22 protein-coding genes are annotated in these 21,261 nt (G+C 67.2%); 16 read left to right on the forward strand and 6 right to left on the reverse strand.

Annotation, left to right across the window (positions count from 1 at the left end):
• Positions 1–155: 155 nt before the first annotated feature.
• On the reverse strand, positions 156–407 hold the full coding sequence (locus ABIC51_RS22695; RefSeq protein WP_006489451.1) for an accessory factor UbiK family protein: 252 nt from the start codon (positions 405–407) through the stop codon (positions 156–158).
• A 355-nt stretch (positions 408–762) separates the two neighbouring features.
• On the opposite strand from ABIC51_RS22695, the gene ABIC51_RS22700 reads away from it, so the two are divergent.
• The 7 genes from ABIC51_RS22700 to ptsP all read left to right on the forward strand — a co-directional run bounded on the left by ABIC51_RS22700 (position 763) and on the right by ptsP (position 8,196).
• Entirely contained in the window at positions 763–1,101 is a 339-nt protein-coding gene (locus ABIC51_RS22700) for a P-II family nitrogen regulator (protein ID WP_027789049.1), read from the forward strand.
• A gap of 37 nt (positions 1,102–1,138) precedes the next feature.
• Positions 1,139–2,653: an ammonium transporter gene (locus ABIC51_RS22705; RefSeq protein WP_027789050.1), complete on the forward strand. Its 1,515-nt coding sequence runs from the start codon at positions 1,139–1,141 to the stop codon at positions 2,651–2,653.
• Positions 2,654–2,896: 243 nt separating this feature from the next.
• Positions 2,897–4,186 (forward strand): glutamate--cysteine ligase, encoded by a 1,290-nt coding sequence (gshA, locus tag ABIC51_RS22710; RefSeq protein ID WP_011353295.1) that lies wholly within the window; start codon positions 2,897–2,899, stop codon positions 4,184–4,186.
• A gap of 26 nt (positions 4,187–4,212) precedes the next feature.
• The gene (gene gshB, locus ABIC51_RS22715) at positions 4,213–5,169 is read left to right on the forward strand and encodes a glutathione synthase (RefSeq protein WP_027789051.1); all 957 of its coding nucleotides are present in this window, start codon (positions 4,213–4,215) and stop codon (positions 5,167–5,169) included.
• Between the two features lie 230 nt (positions 5,170–5,399).
• On the forward strand, positions 5,400–5,870 hold the full coding sequence (locus ABIC51_RS22720) for a PTS sugar transporter subunit IIA (protein WP_027789052.1): 471 nt from the start codon (positions 5,400–5,402) through the stop codon (positions 5,868–5,870).
• 73 nt (positions 5,871–5,943) lie between these two features.
• On the forward strand, positions 5,944–6,213 hold the full coding sequence (locus ABIC51_RS22725) for an HPr family phosphocarrier protein (protein ID WP_006477716.1): 270 nt from the start codon (positions 5,944–5,946) through the stop codon (positions 6,211–6,213).
• A gap of 210 nt (positions 6,214–6,423) precedes the next feature.
• A complete protein-coding gene (gene ptsP / locus ABIC51_RS22730) occupies positions 6,424–8,196 on the forward strand; it encodes a phosphoenolpyruvate--protein phosphotransferase (RefSeq protein WP_059688699.1) in 1,773 nt (590 codons plus the stop codon).
• 72 nt (positions 8,197–8,268) lie between these two features.
• On the opposite strand, the gene ABIC51_RS22735 is transcribed toward ptsP, so the two are convergent.
• The 3 genes from ABIC51_RS22735 to gpmA form a co-directional block, all read right to left on the reverse strand.
• On the reverse strand, positions 8,269–9,021 hold the full coding sequence (locus ABIC51_RS22735) for a HesA/MoeB/ThiF family protein (protein ID WP_027789054.1): 753 nt from the start codon (positions 9,019–9,021) through the stop codon (positions 8,269–8,271).
• 106 nt (positions 9,022–9,127) lie between these two features.
• Positions 9,128–10,675 carry a S41 family peptidase gene (locus tag ABIC51_RS22740; RefSeq protein ID WP_027789055.1) on the reverse strand — a complete coding sequence of 516 codons (1,548 nt, stop codon included), beginning with the start codon at positions 10,673–10,675 and terminating at the stop codon, positions 9,128–9,130.
• A gap of 291 nt (positions 10,676–10,966) precedes the next feature.
• Positions 10,967–11,713, reverse strand: coding sequence for a 2,3-diphosphoglycerate-dependent phosphoglycerate mutase (gene gpmA / locus ABIC51_RS22745; protein ID WP_027789056.1), 747 nt, complete (start codon positions 11,711–11,713; stop codon positions 10,967–10,969).
• 136 nt (positions 11,714–11,849) lie between these two features.
• Here gpmA and ABIC51_RS22750 point away from each other — a divergent pair, with 136 nt between their 5' ends.
• The 5 genes from ABIC51_RS22750 to ABIC51_RS22770 all read left to right on the forward strand — a co-directional run bounded on the left by ABIC51_RS22750 (position 11,850) and on the right by ABIC51_RS22770 (position 14,766).
• Positions 11,850–12,272 (forward strand): rhodanese-like domain-containing protein, encoded by a 423-nt coding sequence (locus ABIC51_RS22750; protein WP_021164238.1) that lies wholly within the window; start codon positions 11,850–11,852, stop codon positions 12,270–12,272.
• Positions 12,269–12,529: a glutaredoxin 3 gene (gene grxC, locus ABIC51_RS22755; RefSeq protein ID WP_021164237.1), complete on the forward strand. Its 261-nt coding sequence runs from the start codon at positions 12,269–12,271 to the stop codon at positions 12,527–12,529. The genes ABIC51_RS22750 and grxC overlap by 4 nt, the downstream gene beginning before the upstream one ends.
• Positions 12,530–12,636: 107 nt before the next feature.
• Entirely contained in the window at positions 12,637–13,119 is a 483-nt protein-coding gene (gene secB, locus ABIC51_RS22760; protein WP_011353285.1) for a protein-export chaperone SecB, read from the forward strand.
• A gap of 28 nt (positions 13,120–13,147) precedes the next feature.
• On the forward strand, positions 13,148–14,146 hold the full coding sequence (locus ABIC51_RS22765) for an NAD(P)H-dependent glycerol-3-phosphate dehydrogenase (RefSeq protein WP_146253652.1): 999 nt from the start codon (positions 13,148–13,150) through the stop codon (positions 14,144–14,146).
• Between the two features lie 95 nt (positions 14,147–14,241).
• A complete protein-coding gene (locus tag ABIC51_RS22770) occupies positions 14,242–14,766 on the forward strand; it encodes an O-acetyl-ADP-ribose deacetylase (protein WP_060084166.1) in 525 nt (174 codons plus the stop codon).
• Positions 14,767–14,800: 34 nt separating this feature from the next.
• On the opposite strand, the gene trmL is transcribed toward ABIC51_RS22770, so the two are convergent.
• A complete protein-coding gene (gene trmL / locus ABIC51_RS22775) occupies positions 14,801–15,271 on the reverse strand; it encodes a tRNA (uridine(34)/cytosine(34)/5-carboxymethylaminomethyluridine(34)-2'-O)-methyltransferase TrmL (protein ID WP_021164234.1) in 471 nt (156 codons plus the stop codon).
• Between the two features lie 105 nt (positions 15,272–15,376).
• Positions 15,377–16,174 carry a ComF family protein gene (locus ABIC51_RS22780; RefSeq protein WP_060198621.1) on the reverse strand — a complete coding sequence of 266 codons (798 nt, stop codon included), beginning with the start codon at positions 16,172–16,174 and terminating at the stop codon, positions 15,377–15,379.
• Between the two features lie 81 nt (positions 16,175–16,255).
• Between ABIC51_RS22780 and ABIC51_RS22785 the strand changes: the two genes are divergently transcribed.
• The 4 genes from ABIC51_RS22785 (at position 16,256) to ctaD (ending at position 21,245) form a co-directional block, all read left to right on the forward strand.
• The gene (locus ABIC51_RS22785) at positions 16,256–17,221 is read left to right on the forward strand and encodes a methyltransferase domain-containing protein (RefSeq protein ID WP_027789060.1); all 966 of its coding nucleotides are present in this window, start codon (positions 16,256–16,258) and stop codon (positions 17,219–17,221) included.
• A 195-nt stretch (positions 17,222–17,416) separates the two neighbouring features.
• The gene (locus ABIC51_RS22790) at positions 17,417–17,941 is read left to right on the forward strand and encodes a DUF2244 domain-containing protein (RefSeq protein WP_021163744.1); all 525 of its coding nucleotides are present in this window, start codon (positions 17,417–17,419) and stop codon (positions 17,939–17,941) included.
• A gap of 57 nt (positions 17,942–17,998) precedes the next feature.
• Complete coding sequence (gene coxB / locus ABIC51_RS22795; RefSeq protein ID WP_059695036.1) at positions 17,999–19,594, forward strand: cytochrome c oxidase subunit II; 1,596 nt, start codon at positions 17,999–18,001, stop codon at positions 19,592–19,594.
• 43 nt (positions 19,595–19,637) lie between these two features.
• Positions 19,638–21,245 carry a cytochrome c oxidase subunit I gene (ctaD, locus tag ABIC51_RS22800; protein WP_014895962.1) on the forward strand — a complete coding sequence of 536 codons (1,608 nt, stop codon included), beginning with the start codon at positions 19,638–19,640 and terminating at the stop codon, positions 21,243–21,245.
• Positions 21,246–21,261 lie beyond the last annotated feature (16 nt).

Consider the following 21,261-nt stretch of genomic DNA (forward strand, 5'->3'; position numbering starts at 1 on the left):
TGCCCCCCGCGCGGGACCGCCATGGGGGGGGGGGCGGCGGAGACCCCCTACCCCCGAGGGGGGGTCGCGCTCCTACCGGGTTTCGGGTTTGGGGGGGGGGGGGGCGGGGCCCCCCCGGGGCGCCCCGCGCCCGGACCTTGAGGCCGGGTGGGGCGTCAGGCTTGCGGCGCGGCGAGCTTCTGCTCGAGTTCGGCGACGCGCTTTTCGAGTTCCTCGAGGCGCACGCGGGTGCGGGCGAGCACCTGGGCCTGCGTGTCGAATTCCTCGCGCGTGACGAGGTCGAGTTTCGAAAAGCCTTGCGACAGCATGGCCTTCACGTTGCGCTCGACGTCCTTGGCCGGCGAGTTTTTCAGCAGATCGCTGACGCGCGACTGCAGATCGTTGAAAACGTCGCTGGGTTGCTTCATGTGATTCCCCTTCCTTGCACAAAAAATGTGCATCTTCAGTTGCGTACGTGCCCATGATGCACGCATGACCGGAAATGGTGCGCCGGGGGCGCGAATTCCGGGCATGGCGCCGGCATGGGTGAATGGCCCGGTGACCCGGGACGTGCGTGCACTCTAGCAACGTTCCTTTCGCCGCGCCAGCAAAGCGGCCCGCGTTGGCCATTCGGCCGGGCTTGCGCACCTTACATCGCGGGATGCGACCCCTTGATGAAGCCCTTCGAAACGGTGCTCGAACCGACATGGCATGCGAGTTGCTGAGGAGAGTCCGTTACAACATTCCAACCAATTCGACGGGACAACTCAGCGAGAGGACTTCATGAAACTCATTACCGCAATCATCAAGCCGTTCAAGCTCGATGAGACGCGCGAGGCGCTGTCGGCGCTTGGCGTCTCGGGAATCACGGTGACCGAGGTAAAAGGGTTCGGCCGCCAGAAGGGGCACACCGAGCTGTATCGCGGCGCCGAATACGTGGTCGATTTCCTGCCGAAGATGAAGATCGAGGCAGCGGTGTCCGACGATCTCGTCGATCAGGCGGTCGAGGCGATCGAGCGGGCCGCGCGCACCGGCAAGATCGGCGACGGCAAGATCTTCGTCACGGCGATCGAACAGGTGATCCGGATTCGCACCGGGGAGACGGGCGCAGACGCGCTGTAACAGAACAGACAAGACAAGCGACAAGAGGAAACCCAAGATGCGCAAACTTCTGATGTCCCTGCTGATGGCCGGCTCGCTGATCGCGGCAGGCGTCGGCTCCGCGCTCGCCGACGACGCGGCGTCCGCCGCCGCTGCGTCCGCGCCCGCCGCAACGGCTTCCGACGCCTCGGCTGCCGCCGCGCCGGCCGCTTCGGCACCGGCTGCAACCGATGCATCTGCACCGGCCGCTGCCGCCGCACCGGCTTCGGGCGCCGCCGACGCATCGGCCGCTGCCGCCGCGTCCGCGCCGGCCGCACCGGCTGCGCCGACCGCACCGTTCTCGGTCGATTCGTCGAAGATCAGCGCGGGCGACACCGCGTGGATGCTGACGTCGACCGCGCTCGTGCTGTTCATGACGATCCCGGGCCTCGCGCTGTTCTACGCGGGCATGGTCCGCAAGAAGAACGTGCTCGCGACCGTGATGCAGAGCTTCGCGATCACCGCGGTGATCACGGTGCTGTGGACGGTGGTCGGCTACAGCCTCGCGTTCACGCCGGGCAACGGCTTCATCGGCGGCCTGTCGCGCGCATTCCTGCACGGCATGAACTACATCAAGGGCGACAAGGCGACGACGCTGACCGTCAGCCATCTCGCGACGACGATTCCGGAATCGGTCTACTTCGTCTACCAGATGACGTTCGCGATCATCACGCCGGCGCTGATCTGCGGCGCGTTCGCCGATCGCATGAAGTTCTCGGCGATGCTCGTGTTCATGACGCTCTGGTCGCTGATCGTCTACGTGCCGGTCGCGCACATGGTGTGGGAGCCGACCGGCTGGCTGTCGGCCGACGGCGTGCTCGACTTCGCGGGCGGCACGGTGGTGCACATCAACGCCGGTATCGCGGGCCTCGTGTCGTGCCTCGTGCTCGGCAAGCGCGTCGGTTACGGCCGCGAATCGATGGCGCCGCACAACCTCGTGCTGACGATGATCGGCGGCTCGATGCTGTGGGTCGGCTGGTTCGGCTTCAACGCGGGCTCCGCGGTCGCCGCTGACGGCCGTGCCGGCTTCGCGATGCTGACCACGCAAGTGGCGACCGCCTGCGCGGCGCTCGGCTGGATGTTTGCCGAGTGGATCGCGAAGGGCAAGCCGTCGGTGCTCGGCATCGTGTCGGGCGCGGTCGCGGGTCTCGTGGCGATCACGCCGGCCGCCGGTTTCGTCGGCGTGGCGGGTGCACTGGTGATCGGCATCGCCGCCGGCGTCGTCTGCTTCTGGTCGGCGACCTGGCTCAAGTCGAAGCTCGGCTACGACGATTCGCTCGACGCGTTCGGCGTGCACGGCATCGGCGGGATTCTCGGCGCGCTGCTGACGGGTGTGTTCGCGGTCAAGGACATCGGCGGCGCCGACGGCAGCCTGCTGCTGCAGGCGAAGGGCGTGCTGATCACGCTGGTCTACAGCGGCGTGCTGAGCTTCGTGCTGCTGAAGCTGATCGACCTGACGATGGGCCTGCGCGTGACCGAAGAGGAAGAGCGCGAAGGTCTCGACGTGATCCTGCACGGCGAGCACGTGGAATAAGTCACACGAATCAACGGCGGGCCGCCGCGACGACGGCGCCCGCCCCGAATGAGCGCAGCGACTTCGGCCCGCCTACCCGGCGGGCTTTTTTTCTCCTGTCACGCACTGACGTAGCGGATAACCCTTCACTCTATCGGGTCAATAGCCGAAAACTTCCTGCATATCCTTGTGAAGCCGGGAACAATCCCCAAATGGGCAAGGCAATTGCTCTACAATCTTCATTCTCCCGCTCGCGAGTGATTCATGGTTCCCCACCTCGTTACGGCGTTGAACGGTCCGCTGCTCGAACTCGAGCAGAAGATCCTCGACGCGACGCCTGCGATCGAACGCTGGTTCAGGCTCGAATGGCAGGAACACACCCCGCCGTTCTATTGTTCGGTGGACCTGCGCAATGCCGGCTTCAAGCTGGCGCCCGTCGACGCGAACCTGTTTCCCGGCGCGTTCAACAACCTGCCGTCCGAAGTGCTGCCGCTCGCCGTGCAGGCCGCGATGGCCGCGATCGAGAAGATCTGCCCGGACGCGAAGAACCTGCTCGTGATTCCCGAGCTGCCGACCCGCAACGCGTTCTACCTCGAAAACGTCGCGCGCCTCGCGACGATCATGCGCCAGGCCGGCCTGAACGTGCGCTTCGGCTCGCTCGACCCGAGCATCACCGACATGACGCCGATCACGCTGGCCGACGGCCAGAAGATCGTGCTCGAACCGCTCGAGCGTTCGCAGCGCCGCCTCGGCCTGAAGAATTTCGACCCGTGCTCGATCCTGCTGAACAACGACCTGTCGGCCGGCATCCCGGCCGTGCTGGAAAACCTGCACGAGCAGTACCTGCTGCCGCCGCTGCACGCGGGCTGGGCCGTGCGCCGCAAGTCGACGCACTTCTCGTGCTACGACGACGTCGCGAAGAAGTTCGCGAAGATGGTCGGCGTCGATCCGTGGATGGTGAATCCGTATTTCGCGCACGTGGAAGGTGTCGACTGGCAGGCGCATGAAGGCGAGCAGGCGCTCGCCGACGCGATCGACGGCGTGCTGAAGAAGATCGCGCGCAAGTACCGCGAATACGGGATCAGCGAGAAGCCGTACGTCGTCGTGAAGGCTGACGCGGGCACGGCGGGGCGCGGCGTGATGACCGTGCACGACGCGGCCGAGATCGGCCGGATGTCGAAGGCCGAGCGCGCGCAGATGGCCGAGTCGAAGGCCGGCCTCGCGGTGCGCGACGTGATCGTGCAGGAAGGCGTGTATACGTTCGAGCGCGTCGGCGACGAAGTGGCCGAGCCCGTTGTATACATGATCGACCGCTACGTGGTCGGCGGCTTCTATCGCACGCACGCAGGCCGCGAGCGCGACCAGAACCTGAACGCGCCCGGCATGCACTACGTGCCGCTCGGCTTCGAGCACACCGCGCTGCCGGATGCCGGCGCGAAGCCGGGTGCCGCGCCGCCGAACCGTTTCTACATGTACGGCGTCGTCGCGCGGCTGTCGCTGATCGCGTCGTCGATCGAACTGGAAAAGACCGACCCCGAAGCCATCCAGGTATAACGGACCTTCGCCAAGTACAGGACCTCATGGACATTCTCTTTATCGCCGACCCGCTCGAGCGCTTCAAGATCTACAAGGATTCGACCTACGCGATGATGGCCGAGGCCGCGCGGCGCGGGCATGCGGTGTACGCGTGCCAGCCGCACCAGCTCGCATGGACGGGGAGCGGTGTCGAGGCGGACGTGCAGCGCGTGACGATCGTCGGCGACACGGCCGACCTGCACCGCGAACCGTGGTACGAGGCGGCCGCTCACGAGTCGCGTGCGCTGACGTCGTTCGGCGCGGTGCTGATGCGCAAGGATCCGCCGTTCGACATGGAATACGTAACGGCCACGTGGATGCTCGAGCTTGCCGAACGGGCGGGCGCGCGCGTATTCAACAAGCCGCAGTCGATTCGCGATCACTCGGAAAAGCTCGCGATCGGCGAGTTTCCGCAATTCGTCGCGCCGACGCTCGTCACGCGCGATGCGGCGCGCCTGCGCGCCTTCCACGCCGAGCACGGCGACGTGATCGTGAAGCCGCTCGACGGGATGGGCGGGATGGGCGTGTTCCGCGTGAAGGCCGACGGCATGAACCTCGGTGCGATCATCGAGATGCTCGGCCATGACGGCACGCGCTCGCTGATGATCCAGAAGTTCATTCCCGAGATCAAGGCCGGCGACAAACGCATCCTGCTGATCGCGGGCGAGCCGGTGCCGTATTCGCTCGCGCGGATTCCGCAGGGCAGCGAGGTGCGCGGCAATCTCGCGGCGGGCGGGCTCGGGGTCGCGCAGCCGCTGACCGCGCGCGATCGCGAGATCGCCGACACGCTCGGGCCCGTGCTCGCGGCGCGCGGGCTGTTGCTGGTCGGTCTCGATGCGATCGGCGACTGGCTGACCGAGGTGAACGTCACGAGCCCGACGTGCTTCCGCGAGATCATGGAGCAGACGGGCTTCGACGTCGCCGCGATGTTCATCGACGCGCTGGAGCGTGCGGCCGCGTAGGCCGTCTCCCGCGCAACCCCGGCGGCGGCCGCGCAGGTCCCCCGTCGCCGGAGCAGCTCGACCGGCCTGCTACAATGCCCGCTTGCCCGGTGCCGCGATCGCGCACCAAAGGCCCGGCGGTCGGGCCGAAACTGTTGCAAGGCTGACCATGAAACGTTTCCCACACTCGCTACGCTCATTGCCCCGCCGCGGGGTATCGGCCCGCCAGGGGCGGCCGGGAGCGATCTGACATGGCCGGGATCCTGATCATCGCGCACGCCCCGCTCGCCACCGCGCTGCGGGACTGCATCGCGCACATCTATGGCGGCGTGCCCGCCCGCATCGGCTGTATCGACGTGATGGCGGACAGCGATCCGGCCCAGGTGATGGCGTTCGCGCACGCGGAGCTCGCGCGGCTCCGCGAAGAGAACGGCGTGGTCGTGCTGACCGACATGTACGGCGCGACGCCGGCGAACATCGCCGGCCAGCTCGCGAAGCTCGACAACGTGCGCGTGCTGGCGGGCGTGAACCTGCCGATGCTCGTGCGGGCCGTCTGCTACCGCACTGTGCCGCTCGACAAGCTCGTCGACAAGGCGCTGTCCGGCGGGGCGAAGGGCGTCCACGAGGTGTCGGCCGGCACGCCGCCGCCGCCGACGGAAACCGGCTGCGGCCAATGCGCGCCGATTCCGCCGGAACCGCAACCGCGCACCGAGTCGCACTGATTTCCCGTTTTCCGTTTTAGACAGCACCGCCGGCGCGCGCCGCCGGCGGTCCCGACCGACCCGACCGAGAATCATGCTTCAACAAGAAACCACCATCGTCAACAAATTGGGGCTCCATGCGCGCGCATCGGCCAAGCTTACGCAACTGGCCGGTAACTTCCAGTCGGAAGTCTGGATGACGCGCAACGGGCGCAAGATCAACGCGAAGAGCATCATGGGCGTGATGATGCTGGCGGCGGGCATCGGCAGCACCGTGACGATCGAGACCGAAGGGCCCGACGAGCGGGAAGCGATGGACGCACTGCTGAAACTGATCGCGGACAAGTTCGGCGAAGGGCAGTGATCCGCGCGCGCCGCGCACGGGATCGTTGCCGTTTCCAGTCAGAATGCCGCGGATTCCGCGGCATTTTTTTCGTCGGAAGCATTGATGCGGAATGCGCAATGCTGCGGTGCATGCAGTCAGCGGGGAGTCGCGGAATTTATAATCGCTAACCGGGGTCATAAGCGCATCGCAGCAGTGTGCCGCGGCTTTACTTGTACAGAGGAGGTGCGCGTGTCCTTCACGCTGCATGGCATTCCCGTCTCACGAGGTATCGCGATCGGGCGAGCGTACCTGATCGCGCCGGCGGCGCTCGACGTCGCCCATTACCTGATCGACGCAAACCAGATCGATGCCGAGGTCGAGCGCTTCCGCACGGCGCTCGATGTCGTGCATCACGAACTCGAGGCGCTGCGCGCCGACCTGACCGACGACACCCCGAGCGAGGTCGGTGCATTCATCGACGTCCACGCGATGATCCTGAGCGACGAGATGCTCGTGCAGGAAACCATCGACCTGATCCGCACGCGCCGCTACAACGTCGAGTGGGCGCTGACCGAGCAGCTCGAGCTGCTCACGCGTCACTTCGACGACATCGAGGACGAATACCTGCGCGAGCGCAAGGCCGACATCGAGCAGGTGGTCGAGCGCGTGCTGAAAGCGCTCGCCGGCGCACCGTCCGCGTCGCAGGCGCTCGACCGCGCGGCCGCGAACGGCACGAACGAGATGATCGTCGTCGCGCACGACATCGCGCCGGCCGACATGATGCAGTTCAAGTCGCAGTCGTTCCAGGCGTTCGTCACCGACCTCGGCGGGCGCACGTCGCACACGGCGATCGTCGCGCGCAGCCTCGGCATTCCGGCCGCGGTCGGCGTGCAGCACGCGAGCGCGCTGATCCGCCAGGACGACCTGATCATCGTCGACGGCGACCAGGGCATCGTGATCGTCGATCCGGCGCCGATCGTCCTCGAGGAGTATTCGTACCGGCAGTCCGAGAAGCTGCTGGAGCAACGCAAGCTGCAGCGTCTGAAGTTCTCGCCGACGCAAACGTTGTGCGGCACCAAGATCGATCTGTACGCGAACATCGAGCTGCCCGACGACGCGAAGGCGGCCGTCGAGGCCGGCGCGGTCGGCGTCGGGCTGTTCCGCTCCGAGTTCCTGTTCATGCACCAGAAGGAGATGCCGGAAGAGGAGGAGCAGTTCGCCGCCTACAAGCGGGCCGTCGAGTGGATGAAGGGCATGCCGGTGACGATCCGCACGATTGACGTCGGCGCGGACAAGCCGCTCGAGGCGCTCGACGAGGGCTACGAGACGGCGCCGAACCCCGCGCTCGGCCTGCGCGCGATCCGCTGGAGCCTGTCCGAGCCGCAGATGTTCCTCACGCAGTTGCGTGCGATCCTGCGTGCGTCCGCGTTCGGCCAGGTGAAGATCCTGATTCCGATGCTCGCGCACGCGCAGGAGATCGACCAGACGCTCGACCTGATCCGCGAGGCAAAGCGCCAGCTCGACGACGCGGGGCTCGCGTACGATCCGAACGTGCGCATCGGCGCGATGATCGAGATCCCGGCCGCGGCGATCGCGCTGCCGCTGTTCCTGAAGCGGTTCGATTTCCTGTCGATCGGCACGAACGACCTGATCCAGTACACGCTCGCGATCGACCGTGCGGACAACGCGGTCGCGCACCTGTACGACCCGCTGCACCCGGCCGTGCTGCACCTGATCGCCTATACGTTGCGCGAAGCGAAGCGCGCGGGGGTATCCGTGTCGGTGTGCGGGGAGATGGCGGGCGACCCGGCGCTTACGCGCCTGCTGCTCGGGATGGGGCTCACCGAGTTCTCGATGCACCCGAGCCAGTTGCTCGTCGTGAAGCAGGAGATCCTGCGCGCACACCTGAAGGCGCTCGAAAAGCCGACGGCCGACGTGCTCGCCGCGTTCGAGCCGGAGGAAGTGCAGGCGGCGCTGCAGCGCCTGTCGGTCGCCGAGCCGCGCGCGGATGCGGCCGCATAGGCGCCACGTCGCCGCTCAAAAAGTAGCGAAGTGTCACCAAGCATGCGCCGCCTGGCGCATGCCCGTCGCGCGTCAGTGCCGGCCCCCGCACACGGGGCAGTCGGCCTGGCGCGCGATTTTCATCGTCGTCCATTCCATCCGCAGCGAATCGAGCATCATCAGCCGCCCGTTGAGCGTCTTGCCGATGTCGCCGATCACGCGCAGCGCCTCGGCGGCCTGCATCGCGCCGATGATCCCGACCGTCGGCGCGAACACGCCCATCGTCGCGCACGCGACTTCCTCGAACGGCTGGTCTTCCGGAAACACGCACGCATAGCAGGGCGCGGCCGGGTCGCGGAAATCGAACGTGCTGATCTGGCCGTCGAAGCGCAGCGCGGCGCCCGACACGAGCGGCACGCCGTGCGCGACGCACGCGCGGTTGATCGCGTGCCGCGTCGCGAAGTTGTCGGTGCAGTCGAGCACGACGGTCGCGCTTGGCACGTGCGCGTCGAGCCATGCGTCGTCGACGCGCGCGGCGACCGCGTCCACCTTCACCTCGGGGTTCAGTTGCGCGAGCGTGTCGCGCCCCGATTCGACCTTGCTGCGGCCGACCGAGGCCGTCACGTGCAGGATCTGCCGCTGCAGGTTCGTGAGATCGACCGTATCGGCGTCGACGAGCGTGATCGTGCCGACGCCCGATGCCGCGAGGTACATTGCGGCGGGCGAGCCGAGGCCACCCGCGCCGACGACGATCGCATGCGCATCGAGAAAGCGCTGCTGCGCCTCGATGCCGATTTCGTCGACGAGGATGTGGCGGGAGTAGCGAAGGAGTTGATCGTCGTTCATGGGGGGAGTCGTGGGCGAAGCGGCGGACGTGTCGTTATTTTAGGCGCGCATGAAAAACGGGCCATCGCGGTCTTCCCGCGATGGCCCGTCGGATGCCGGCCGGCGCTTACTTCGGCGCCGACGCGGGCTTCGGTGCGGAAGCCGGCTTCGCGCTTGCGCCCGATGCCTTCGGGGCCGTGGCGGCCTTGCCGGCCGTGCCCTTCGTGCTTTCGGCGAGCAGCGACTTCGATTCCTGCACCGGCTTGCCTTCGAGCTTGTTGAGCGCCTGCTGCATCATGAAGTCGTCGGCGCTGCCGAACTCGATCGGCTTGCGATCGCGATCCTTCTGGCGCTGTTCCGGCGTCTTCTTGTCGTTCTGCTCTTCGAGGACGCGCAGTTGATCCATCCGGCGCTGCTCGCGCTCTTCCTGTTCCTTCTTCTCGTTCGGATCCTGCGTGTTCGCGAGGTGGTTCGTGTAGTCGACCTCGCGCGTCACGAGCACGTCGTCCGGATCGCCGTCCGCGTACTGATCGACCGGCACGTCCGGCGTGATGCCCTTGTTCTGGATCGAACGGCCGCTCGGCGTGTAGTAGTACGCGGTGGTCAGGCGCAGTGCGGTGTCGGCCGTCATCGGGCGAACCGTCTGCACCGAACCCTTGCCGAACGTCGTCTTGCCCATGATCTGCGCGCGCTTCGAATCCTGCAGCGCGCCGGCGACGATTTCCGACGCGGACGCCGAATAGGCGTTCGTCAGCACGATCATCGGCACCGTCTTGAAGACCGGCGGCAGGTTCTTCAGCGGATCGCCGTCGAAGGACGGCAGGCGATAGTTGTCGTACGTATCGCGGTAGACCTGCTTCGAATCGGGGATCTGGCCGTTGGTCGACACGACGACGGAGTCGGGCGGCAGGAACGCGCCGGCCACGCCGACCGCGCTCTGCAGCAGGCCGCCGCCGTTGTTGCGCAGGTCGAGGACGAGGCCCTTCAGGTTCGGCTGCTGGCGTGCGATGTCCTGCAGCTTCTGCGCGAGATCGGGCGTCGTGCGCTCCTGGAAGCTCGTGATGCGGACATACGCATAGCCCGGATCGAGGATCTTCATCTTCACGCTCTGGACCTTGATGATCGCGCGCGTGACGGTGACCGGGAACGTGCGGTCGTCGCTCTTGCGGAAGATCGTCAGCGTGACCTTGGTGCCCGGCTCGCCGCGCATCTGCTTCACGGCCTTGTCGAGCGTCATGCCGCGCACCGGCTTGTCGTTGATGCGCGTGATCAGGTCGCCCGGACGGATGCCGGCGCGGAACGCGGGCGTATCTTCGATCGGCGAGATCACCTTGACGAGGCCGTCTTCCTGCGAGATCTCGATGCCGAGACCCGCGAAGCGGCCCTTCGTCTGCTCCTGCAGCTCGTCATAGTCGGTCTTGTCGAGGAACGACGAGTGCGGGTCGAGGCTCGACACCATGCCCTTGATCGCGGCCGTCAGCAGCTTCTTGTCGTCGACCGGTTCGACGTACTCGCGCTTGATCTGTCCGAAGACTTCCGCGAACAGGCGGAGCTGGTCGAGGGGGAGCGGCGCCGTGGCGGTCTGCTCGGCCGATGCGGAAACCTGCAGCGTGGCGAACACGCCCGTGGCGAGGCCCGCGGCAATCAGGCCGATGTTCTTCAATTTCATTCGCATAGAGATCTGGTGCGGTCGGGAAGCGCGTGGCGGTAGCGGGGATGTAGCGGACAAGTATAACTGTTCGTCCGAAGACTCAGTGGAACGGCGCGAATTGCGCCGCAGCGGGCGTCGCGGCGGGCCCGGAAGGCGGCCCGGCCGGGCACCGCCGGGCGCGCCGCGGGTTCGAAAGCGGATTCGACAGCGCCGGGGGCGCGAAGGTTCGCGCGGTGCGCCGGCAAGGGGCGGGGCCGGGCATGCCGCGCCGGACGCGGCCCGCCCGGCCTGGCCGGCTCACCCGGCCGACGGGCGTCAGCCCGCCTTGCCCTGCTTCGCGACGGCGGCCTGCGCCTGCGCGATCGCGTCCTGGTCGCCGAGGTAATAGTGCTTGATCGGCTTCAGGTTCTCGTCGAGTTCATACACGAGCGGCACGCCGTTCGGGATGTTCAGGCCGACGATGTCGCTGTCCGAGATGCCGTCGAGGTACTTGATCAGCGCGCGCAGCGAGTTGCCGTGCGCGGCGATCAGCACCTGCTTGCCGGCGCGGACCGCCGGGGCGATCGACTCGTTCCACAGCGGCAGCACGCGCGCGACCGTGTCCTTCAGGCACTCGGTGAGCGGCAGCTGCTCGCGCGGCACCTTCGCGTAGCGCGGGTCGTTGAACGGCGCGCGTTCGTCGGTCGGCTCGAGCGCGGGCGGCGGCGTGTCGTAGCTGCGGCGCCACACGAGCACCTGGTCGTCGCCGAACTTCGCGGCCGTTTCCGCCTTGTTCAGGCCCGACAGCGCGCCGTAGTGGCGCTCGTTCAGGCGCCACGAGTGGACGACCGGCAGGTACATCAGGTCCATCTTGTCCTGCACGTGCCACAGCGTGCGGATCGCGCGCTTGAGTACCGACGTGTACGCGATGTCGAACGTGTAGCCGGCCTCCTTGAGCAATTCGCCGGCCTGGTAGGCCTCGTTGCGACCCTGTTCGGTCAGGTCGACGTCGACCCAGCCGGTGAAGCGGTTTTCCTTGTTCCACGTCGATTCGCCGTGGCGGATGAGAACGAGTTTGTACATGGATCTTGCGGTCGGTAGTGATAGGGAAGCGGGGCGCGTCGTACGGGACCCGACCGGGGCCCGCCATCGCGCAAGACGGTTATTTTATAATGGCGGGATTGTCCTCATCCGATTTCTCTTTTTCCGGCGGAATTCCGTGACGTTCTTTACCGATTACACCAACCTGGCCCTTATCGCGATCCTGGTGGTATCCGGCGGCCTGCTGGCCTGGCCCGCGCTGCGCCGCGGTCGCGGCGGCCTGTCGGCCGCGGAGGCGACGCAACTCATCAACCGCCGCAACGCGGTCGTGATCGACGTGCGCGCCGCGTCCGATTTCGCGGCCGGCCACCTGCCGTCGGCCCGTCAGGTCGCGGCGGGCGAGATCGGCGCGAAGATCGCGCAGGTCGCGAAGAACAAGAGCACGCCGGTGCTGCTCGTCTGCCAGAACGGCCAGCAGTCGCAGAAAGCGGCGCGCGAGGTCGAGGCGGCGGGCTACGCCGAGGTGCACGTGCTCGAGGGCGGCGTGGCTGCCTGGCAGCAGGCCGGGATGCCGGTCGTCAAACAAGGAGTGGCGAAGTGAACAAGGTTTTGATGTACAGCACGCAGGTGTGTCCGTATTGCATCCAGGCCGAGCGCCTGCTGAAGCTGCGCGGTGTCGAGCAGATCGAGAAGGTGCTGATCGACCGCGATCCGGCCCGCCGCGACGAAATGATGTCGCGCACGGGGCGCCGCACGGTGCCGCAGATTTATATCGGCGACACGCACGTCGGCGGCTACGACGATCTGTCGAAGCTCGACCGCGAAGGCGGGCTCGTTCCGCTTCTGCAAGCGGCCTGATTAGGGCAGAATGGCCGCCGGCCGCGCCGCGGCTTGGGCGCGCAGGATTCATCCGTGGCGGCCGGCGCGAAGCCGGGCCGCCCCGTCACCACTTTTAGGGAAACACCATGTCCGACGTCGAAAACCAACCGTTCTTCAACATCCAGCGCGTCTACCTGAAGGATATGTCGCTCGAGCAGCCGAATTCGCCGGCGATCTTCCTCGAGCAGGACATGCCGTCGGTTGAAGTCGAAGTCGACGTGAAGGCCGACCGCCTCGCGGAAAGCGTGTTCGAAGTCGTCGTGTCGGGCACCGTCACCGCGAAGGTGAAGGACAAGGTCGCGTTCCTGATCGAAGCGAAGCAGGCCGGCATTTTCGACATCCGCAACATTCCGGACGAACAGCTCGACCCGCTCGTCGGCATCGCGTGCCCGACGATCCTGTTCCCGTACCTGCGTTCGAACATCGCCGACGCGATCACGCGCGCGGGCTTCCCGCCGATCCACCTGGCGGAAATCAACTTCCAGGCGCTGTACGAACAGCGTCTCGCGCAGCTTCAGCAGCAGGCCGGCGCCGCAGCAGGCGCGCCGAACGGCACGACGCTGAACTGACGTTTTACTCGGAGGACCGGTGCTGGGTATGAAAGTAGCCGTTCTCGGCGCCGGTGCCTGGGGCACCGCGCTCGCGGGCCATCTGGCCGCGCGGCACGATACGCTTCTGTGGGCGCGCGATGCCGCGCTCATCGCCGGGCTGCAGGCCCGGCACGAAAATTCCCGCTATCTGGACGGCATCGCGCTGCCTGACGCGTTGCGCTACGACGCCGATCTCGGCGCCGCGCTCGCGCACGGCGCCGCGGACGACGCTTTGTGCGTGATCGCCGCGCCGGTGGCCGGGCTGCGCACGCTGTGTCACGCGATGCGCGCCGCAGGCTGCGTGCCCGCGCATATCGTCTGGGTCTGCAAGGGCTTCGAGGCCGACACGCATCTGCTGCCGCACCAGGTGATCGCGGCCGAGCTGCCCGAACAGCACAGCAACGGCGTGCTGTCGGGGCCGAGCTTCGCACGCGAGGTCGGGCAGTCGCTGCCCGTCGCGCTGACGGTGGCGAGTACGTCCGCCGAATGCCGCGAGCGCACGCTCGCCGCGTTTCATCACGGCGCGATGCGGATCTATACGGGTGACGACGTGATCGGCGTCGAGGTCGGCGGCGCGGTGAAGAACGTGCTCGCGATCGCGACCGGTATCGCCGACGGCCTCGGCCTCGGGCTGAACGCGCGTGCCGCGCTGATCACGCGCGGCCTCGCCGAAATGTCGCGGCTGGGCGTCGCGCTCGGCGGCCGTGCGGAAACCTTCACGGGCCTGACCGGCCTCGGCGACCTGATCCTCACCGCAACGGGCGACCTGTCGCGCAACCGCACGGTCGGCCTGCAACTGGCGGCCGGCCGCACGCTGAACGATATCCTCGGCGCGCTCGGCCACGTGGCCGAAGGCGTGCGCTGTGCGCAGGCCGTGCTGGCCATCGCGCGGGCGCAGTCGATCGAAATGCCGATCACCGAAGCCGTGTGCGGCGTGCTGTTCGACGGCATCGCGCCGCGCGACGCCGTCAGCGGCCTGCTGCGGCGCGACGCGCGCGCCGAGTAGCGCGGCCGGGCGCCGCCCGGTGCCGGGTTCGCCGCGGGCGCACGGCGTCAAAGCGCGCTACGCTTGAACAGTCTCCGGCGCTCCGGGAGGTTGTCATGCTGCAGATCCATTCCACCACGCTCGATGCGCAGATCGTCGACATCACGACGCTCGATGTCGACGCGATCGTCAACGCCGCGAACGGCTCGCTGCTCGGCGGGGGCGGCGTCGACGGCGCGATCCACCGCGCGGCCGGTCCCGGCCTGCTCGCCGAGTGCCGCACGCTCGGCGGCTGCGACACGGGCGACGCCAGGCTCACGCGCGGCCACGGGCTGCCGGCGCGCTACGTGATCCATGCAGTCGGGCCCGTGTGGCATGGCGGCGGGCGTGGCGAGGCCGACCTGCTCGCGTCGTGCTACCGCCGCGCGATCGAGCTGGCCGAGGAGGTCGCGGCGACGTCGATCGCGTTCCCGGCGATCAGCTGCGGAATCTATCGCTATCCGGCCGAAGAAGCCGTCGACATCGCCGTGGGCACCGTCGCCGAAATGCTGCCGCAGGCGCCGAACCTCGCACGCGTGGTGTTTGCGTGCTTTTCCCCCGACATCTACGACCTGTACCGTGCGCGACTCGCGCGGACGTGACGCCTTTCGCGGGGCGGGAGGCGCCGTCCCGGCGTCATGCGCCGCCTTCGAAACCGGCCTGGCGCCACGCCTCGAATACGACCACCGCGACCGTGTTCGACAGGTTCAGGCTGCGGTTGTCCGGCCGCATCGGCAGGCGCACGCGCTGTTCGTTCGGGAAGCGCTCGAGCAGTTCGGCGGGCAGGCCGCGCGTCTCCGAGCCGAACACGAACCAGTCGCCGGGCAGGAATGCGTGATCGTGGAAGCGGCCCGAGCCGCGTGTCGTGAACGCGAACATTCGCGCCGGATCGGGCGTTTCCGCCGCGATGAACGCGTCCCAGTCGCGGTGCACGCGCATCTGCGCATACTCGTGATAGTCGAGGCCCGCGCGGCGCATCCGCGCGTCGTCGAGCGGGAAGCCGAGCGGCTCGATCAGGTGCAGGCGCGCGCCCGTGTTGGCGCACAGGCGGATCACGTTGCCGGTGTTCGGCGGGATTTCGGGGGCGACGAGGACGACGTTGAACATGTTTCGGTTTGGCTGGGCCGGCCGGGGCGGCGCTACGCGCGCGTTCCCGGCCGGCCGGTTCGTGACGGCCGCCGCCGTGTCCGGTCGGTCGGCCTCTCTATCTAATTAATCCCTGGCGGTGCGCAGCGCAACCAGATTCGTCACGCGTGCGGCGCCCGCCGCCTTCAGCGCGTGCGCGGCGGCCGCGAGCGTCGCGCCGGACGTCATCACGTCGTCGACGAGCGCAACGTGGCGGCCGGCGACGCCGCCCGCCACCGCGAATGCCGCGATCACGTTGTCGCGCCGTGCGTGCCGGTCGAGCCGCGACTGCGGCGCGGTGTCGGCGACGCGTGCGAGCAGCGACGCATCCGCGCGCACCCCGAGCCGACGCGCGAGCGGGCGCGCGATCGCCCACGCCTGGTTGTAGCCGCGCGCGACGAGCCGCCGGTGCGACAGCGGCACCGGCGCCACCAGGTCGAAGCCGCGGGCGCCGGGCGTATCGTCGATCAGCCGCGCGAGCCGTGCCGCGAATTCGGCGCCGAGCGCGAGTTGCCGGTGAAACTTCAGGCCGCGCGCGAGCCCGTCGAGCGGCGCGCGGTAATCCGCCAGCGCGAGCGTCGCATCGAACGGCGGCGGTGCCGCACGGCACGCATCGCAACGGTACGCGTCCGCACTGCCGGCGCGAGCGCCGCGGGACCGGTGCGAACGCGGTTGCCCGATGCCCAGCGGTATCGCGCAGACGCCGCAGCGCAGCCGCGCTTCGTTCCAGTACGCGGCGTCGCAGGCGACGCAAATCATCGTGTGTGACAAATTGCCGCACAGTGCGCAGCGATTCGGCAGCGCGACCGCGGCGACGCGCGCGGCCAGCGCGCGAACCTGCGACAAAGCGACGCGCATCGTGCGCCGGGCGGAACTGCGGATCATCGCAACACTCCTGACACCCCGCCTCAATGAAGCCCGCGGGGCGAGCGAGTATACTTCGGGCTCTTCGCCAGTGTGCCCGACATGTCCCCAGCTTCGACTTCAACCGGCCGTCCGGCCAATGACGCAAGGCGCCTGCGGCGGATCTTCGACCGCCGCGCCGCCACGTTCGACGCGGTCGCGTTCCTGCCGCGCGAGATCGCGCAGCGGATGAACGAGCGCCTCGAATACATCAAGGTAAGCCCCGCGGCCGTGCTGGACGCGGGCTGCGGCCCGGGGGACGACCTGCCGGCGCTGCGCGCGCGCTTTCCGGAGGCACCCGTATTCGGCGTCGACCTGTCCGGCGCGATGCTCGCGCGAGCCGGTCAGCGCGAGGTCGAGCAGACGAGCTGGCGCCGCTGGCTGCCGGCCTCGCTCGGCCGTGCGCTGGGCCAGCGCGGCCCCCGCGTCGCCCAGGCCGACTTCGCCGCGCTGCCGTTCCCGGGCGGCGCGTTCGACCTGATCTGGTCGAATCTCGCGCTCCACTGGCATTCGCGTCCGGACACGGTGCTGCCCGAATGGCAGCGCGTGCTGCGCGTGAACGGGCTGCTGATGTTCAGCACGCTCGGCCCCGACACGCTGCGCGAACTGCGCGCGGCCTGCGCGGATGCGGAAGCGGCGCTCGGCATTGCGCCGCCCGCCGCGCGCGTGATCGATTTCGTCGACATGCACGACCTCGGCGACATGCTCGTCGAGAGCGGCTTCGAGATTCCCGTGATGGATCAGGAAGTGCTGACCGTCACCTACAAGACCCCCGACTCCCTGCTGGCCGATGTGCGCCGCTGGGGCGCCTATCCGTTCGAGCGCGAGGCGCCGCAGCGCGCGACCCGGCGCTTTCGCGCGGCGCTCGGCGACGCGCTGGAGGCGCGCCGGCGCGCGGATGGCACGATCGCCCTGACGTTCGAAGTGATCTACGGCCACGCGTGGAAGGCCGTGCCGCGCACGACCGCCGAGGGGCACGGGATCGTGCGCATCGAGGACATCGGAAAGGGGCGTCCGAAGAATCGGTAGAGCGGTAAAGAGGGGTTTTGTTATGTCTGAAATTAGCGGCGCAAAGCGGGGTCGAATTGGCGCCTGAAATGGCCGGAAAGCTTGTCGCGCTTGGCTTGCGGGGCGATAGCCGCTTGCTTGTGGATGCCATTGAACCCGCCTATAATGCGTCAGCTTGTCGTCCCGGGGTCCCCGCAATACGGGGCGACGAGTCCGATGCAGGCATGCATCGCATGCCATTCGCGTGAGGCGGCGATGGAAGCAGCGAGGGTTTTGGCGGAGACGACGAACGGCGAGCCGGTCCTCGAAGACTGGCTGATGAAACGCAACTGTTCGGCGTCGCCGCGCCAGTTCGTGCTGTTTTACGCGTCGCTCGCGGGCTTCTCGCTGGTGATCGCGACATTGCTGATGTGGCGGGGGGCCTGGCTCGTCATGCCCTTCACCGGAATCGAGTTGCTGGCGGTGGGTGTCGCATTTGCGATCTATGCTCGCCATGCGGTCGATTACGAACGCATCAGGCTGTATCCGCACCGGCTCGTGATCGAGCGGATGGATGCGGAGCGGCTCACGCAGATCGAATTCAACCCGCGCTGGGTGCGGGTCGAGCCGGGTGCGACGCCACGCGATCCGATTCGGCTGGTATCGCGCGGGCAGACCGTCGTAATCGGGCAGCATCTCGCGCAGTACAAGCGTGCGCAGTTCGCGGACGAACTGCGCGCATCGCTCAGGCGCTGCGGCTGACGAGGCGCGGGCACCGGCCGGAAACGGGCCGGAGGCTTGCGACGGGGGAGGGTTTGAATGGAAATTTTGGGTAAGGATGCTATGAAAACAATCAAGCGAGCCCTCACGGGCGTGCTGGCATGCAGCGGATTGCTCTTTGCCGGTGCCGCCCTGGCGGTCGGTGATAGCCCGGGCGGCCCCCGCGTCAACGAGATCAACTTTCAGCCGCCGGTCACGAAAATCGCCGAGGAGCTCTACGATCTCCACACGATGATGCTGATCCTGTGTACGGTGATCTTCGTCGGCGTGTTCGGCGTGATGTTCTATTCGATCTTCGCGCACCGCAAATCCAAGGGCCACAAGGCCGCCAATTTCCATGAAAGCACGACCGTCGAGATCATCTGGACGATCGTGCCGTTCGTCATCGTCGTGCTGATGGCGCTGCCGGCGACGAAGGCCGTCGTCGCGATGAAGGACACGACCAACGCCGATCTCACGATCAAGGTCACCGGCTACCAGTGGAAGTGGGGCTACGACTACGTGAAGGGCCCGGGCGAGGGCATCGGCTTCCTGTCGACGCTCAGCACCCCGCGTGACGAAGTGATGGGCAAGAAGCCGATCACCGACACCTACCTGCAGGAAGTCGACAACCCGCTCGTCGTGCCGGTCAACAAGAAAATCCGCATCATCACGACCGCGAACGACGTCGTCCACTCGTGGTACGTGCCCGCGTTCGGCGTGAAGCAGGATGCGATCCCCGGCTTCGTGCGCGACACGTGGTTCAAGGCCGACAAGGTCGGTACGTTCCGCGGTTTCTGTACCGAGCTGTGCGGCAAGGAACACGCGTACATGCCGGTCGTCGTCGAAGTCCTGTCGGACGAAGACTACGCGAAGTGGGTCACCGCGCAGAAGGCCAAGCTGGCCGGCGCCGCAGTCGATCCGAACAAGGTCTACACGATGGCCGAACTCGTCGCGCACGGCGAGGAAGTCTACAAGGCGAACTGCGCGGCCTGCCACCAGGTGAGCGGCAAGGGTCTCGGCGCATTCCCGGCCATGGACGGCAGCCCGATCGTGAACGGCCCGATCGCCGGCCACGTTGAGCGCGTGCTGCACGGCAAGGGCGCGATGCCGTCGTGGGCGTCGCTGTCGGATCTCGACATCGCTTCGGTCATCACGTACGAACGCAACTCGTGGGGCAACCACAAGAACGACCTGCTGCAGCCGAAGCAAGTGGCCGACGCGCGTAACGGCAAGATGCCGGAAGACACCGCAGGCGCCGCAGCACCGGCCGACGCGGCTTCGGCGCCGGCGCAAGCCGCGTCGGGCGCAGCCGAACAGCCGGCGGCAGCGTCGGCATCGGCCGCACTGTCGACGATCTACTTCGAGACGGGCAAGAGCGTGCTGCCGGCCGACGCGAAAGCGGCGATCGCCGCCGCGGCCGACTATGCGAAGGCACATCCGGACGCGAAGCTCGCGCTGTCGGGTTTCACCGACAAGACGGGCTCGGCCGACGCGAACGCCGAACTGGCGAAGCATCGCGCGCAAGCCGTGCGCGACGCGCTGAAGGCAGCAGGCGTGGCGGAAGACCACATTATTCTCAAAAAGCCGGAAACGATCACGGGCGGGGCGGACGCGAAGGAAGCCCGGCGTGTCGAGATCGGGCCGGCGGCTTGACGTGTCGCTGAGTTAGTCGACGTATTCGCATTAGGAGATTCTCATGTCTAGCATCGGGCACGACGTAGCCGCGGACCACGCGCACGACGACCACGCGCACGAAATGCCGCACGGCTGGCGGCGCTGGCTGTTCGCCACCAACCACAAGGACATCGGTACGCTGTACCTGCTGTTCTCGTTCATCATGTTCCTGTCGGGCGGCGTGATGGCCCTCGGCATCCGGGCCGAGCTGTTCGAGCCGGGCCTGCAGATCATGCGTCCGGAGTTCTTCAACGAACTCACGACGATGCACGGCCTGATCATGGTGTTCGGCGCGATCATGCCGGCGTTCGTCGGCTTCGCGAACTGGATGATTCCGCTGCAGATCGGCGCATCCGACATGGCGTTCGCGCGGATGAACAACTTCAGCTTCTGGCTGCTGCCGGTCGCTGCCGTGCTGCTGGTCGGTTCGTTCTTCGCGCCGGGCGGCGCGACGGCCGCCGGCTGGACGCTCTACGCGCCGCTGTCGACGCAGATGGGCCCGGGCATGGACTTCGCGATCTTCGCGGTGCACATCATGGGTGCGTCGTCGATCATGGGCGGGATCAACATCGTCGTGACGATCCTGAACATGCGCGCACCGGGCATGACGCTGATGAAGATGCCGATGTTCGCATGGACGTGGCTGATCACGGCGTACCTGCTGATCGCGGTGATGCCGGTTCTGGCGGGCGCGATCACGATGGTGCTGTTCGACCGTCACTTCGGCACGTCGTTCTTCAACGCGGCAGGCGGCGGCGACCCGGTGATGTACCAGCACATCTTCTGGTTCTTCGGCCACCCCGAGGTGTACATCATGATTCTGCCGGCGTTCGGGATCGTGTCGCAGGTGATCCCGGCGTTCGCACGCAAGACGCTGTTCGGCTATAGCTCGATGGTGTACGCGACGGCTTCGATCGCGATCCTGTCGTTCATGGTCTGGGCGCACCACATGTTCGCAACGGGCATGCCGGTCACCGGCCAGCTGTTCTTCATGTACGCGACGATGCTGATCGCGGTGCCGACGGGCGTGAAGGTGTTCAACTGGCTCGCGACGATGTGGCGCGGCTCGATGACCTTCGAAACCCCGATGCTGTTCGCGATCGGCTTCCTGTTCGTGTTCACGTTCGGCGGTCTCACGGGCCTGATGCTCGCGATGGCGCCGCTCGACATCCAGTATCACGGCACCTACTTCGTGGTGGCGCACTTCCACTACGTGCTGGTGGCCGGCTCGCTGTTCGCGCTGTTCTCGGGCTGGTACTACTGGGCGCCGAAGTGGACGGGCTGGATGTACAACGAGACGCGCGGCAAGATCCACTTCTGGTCGTCGATGATCTTCTTCAACCTGACGTTCTTCCCGATGCACTTCGTCGGTCTCGCCGGCATGCCGCGTCGTTATGCGGACTACCCGGCGCAGTTCACGGACTTCAACCAGGTCGCGACGATCGGCGCATTCGGCTTCGGCCTCGCGCAGGTGTACTTCCTGTTCGCGGTCGCGCTGCCGGCCTACCGTGGCGGCGGCGAGCTGGAAAAGGCGTCGGACAAGCCGTGGGACGGCGCGACGGGCCTCGAGTGGACGGTGCCGAGCCCGGCTCCCTTCCATACGTTCGAGCAACCGCCGCACGTCGAATAAGTTTCACCCCGCGCTC

The organism is Burkholderia sp. 572 (genome assembly GCF_040545135.1).
GTDB classification, from domain to species: Bacteria; Pseudomonadota; Gammaproteobacteria; order Burkholderiales; family Burkholderiaceae; genus Burkholderia; species Burkholderia cepacia.

Coding starts and splice junctions, on each gene's coding strand:
- ABIC51_RS22695 (WP_006489451.1), bottom strand. CDS start 407: ATGAAGCAACCCAGCGACGTTTTCAACGATCTGCAGTCGCGCGTCAGC.
- ABIC51_RS22700 (WP_027789049.1), top strand. CDS start 763: ATGAAACTCATTACCGCAATCATCAAGCCGTTCAAGCTCGATGAGACG.
- ABIC51_RS22705 (WP_027789050.1), top strand. CDS start 1,139: ATGCGCAAACTTCTGATGTCCCTGCTGATGGCCGGCTCGCTGATCGCG.
- gshA (WP_011353295.1), top strand. CDS start 2,897: ATGGTTCCCCACCTCGTTACGGCGTTGAACGGTCCGCTGCTCGAACTC.
- gshB (WP_027789051.1), top strand. CDS start 4,213: ATGGACATTCTCTTTATCGCCGACCCGCTCGAGCGCTTCAAGATCTAC.
- ABIC51_RS22720 (WP_027789052.1), top strand. CDS start 5,400: ATGGCCGGGATCCTGATCATCGCGCACGCCCCGCTCGCCACCGCGCTG.
- ABIC51_RS22725 (WP_006477716.1), top strand. CDS start 5,944: ATGCTTCAACAAGAAACCACCATCGTCAACAAATTGGGGCTCCATGCG.
- ABIC51_RS22735 (WP_027789054.1), bottom strand. CDS start 9,021: ATGAACGACGATCAACTCCTTCGCTACTCCCGCCACATCCTCGTCGAC.
- ABIC51_RS22740 (WP_027789055.1), bottom strand. CDS start 10,675: ATGCGAATGAAATTGAAGAACATCGGCCTGATTGCCGCGGGCCTCGCC.
- gpmA (WP_027789056.1), bottom strand. CDS start 11,713: ATGTACAAACTCGTTCTCATCCGCCACGGCGAATCGACGTGGAACAAG.
- secB (WP_011353285.1), top strand. CDS start 12,637: ATGTCCGACGTCGAAAACCAACCGTTCTTCAACATCCAGCGCGTCTAC.
- ABIC51_RS22765 (WP_146253652.1), top strand. CDS start 13,148: ATGAAAGTAGCCGTTCTCGGCGCCGGTGCCTGGGGCACCGCGCTCGCG.
- ABIC51_RS22770 (WP_060084166.1), top strand. CDS start 14,242: ATGCTGCAGATCCATTCCACCACGCTCGATGCGCAGATCGTCGACATC.
- trmL (WP_021164234.1), bottom strand. CDS start 15,271: ATGTTCAACGTCGTCCTCGTCGCCCCCGAAATCCCGCCGAACACCGGC.
- ABIC51_RS22780 (WP_060198621.1), bottom strand. CDS start 16,174: ATGATCCGCAGTTCCGCCCGGCGCACGATGCGCGTCGCTTTGTCGCAG.
- ABIC51_RS22785 (WP_027789060.1), top strand. CDS start 16,256: ATGTCCCCAGCTTCGACTTCAACCGGCCGTCCGGCCAATGACGCAAGG.
- ABIC51_RS22790 (WP_021163744.1), top strand. CDS start 17,417: ATGCAGGCATGCATCGCATGCCATTCGCGTGAGGCGGCGATGGAAGCA.
- coxB (WP_059695036.1), top strand. CDS start 17,999: ATGGAAATTTTGGGTAAGGATGCTATGAAAACAATCAAGCGAGCCCTC.
- ctaD (WP_014895962.1), top strand. CDS start 19,638: ATGTCTAGCATCGGGCACGACGTAGCCGCGGACCACGCGCACGACGAC.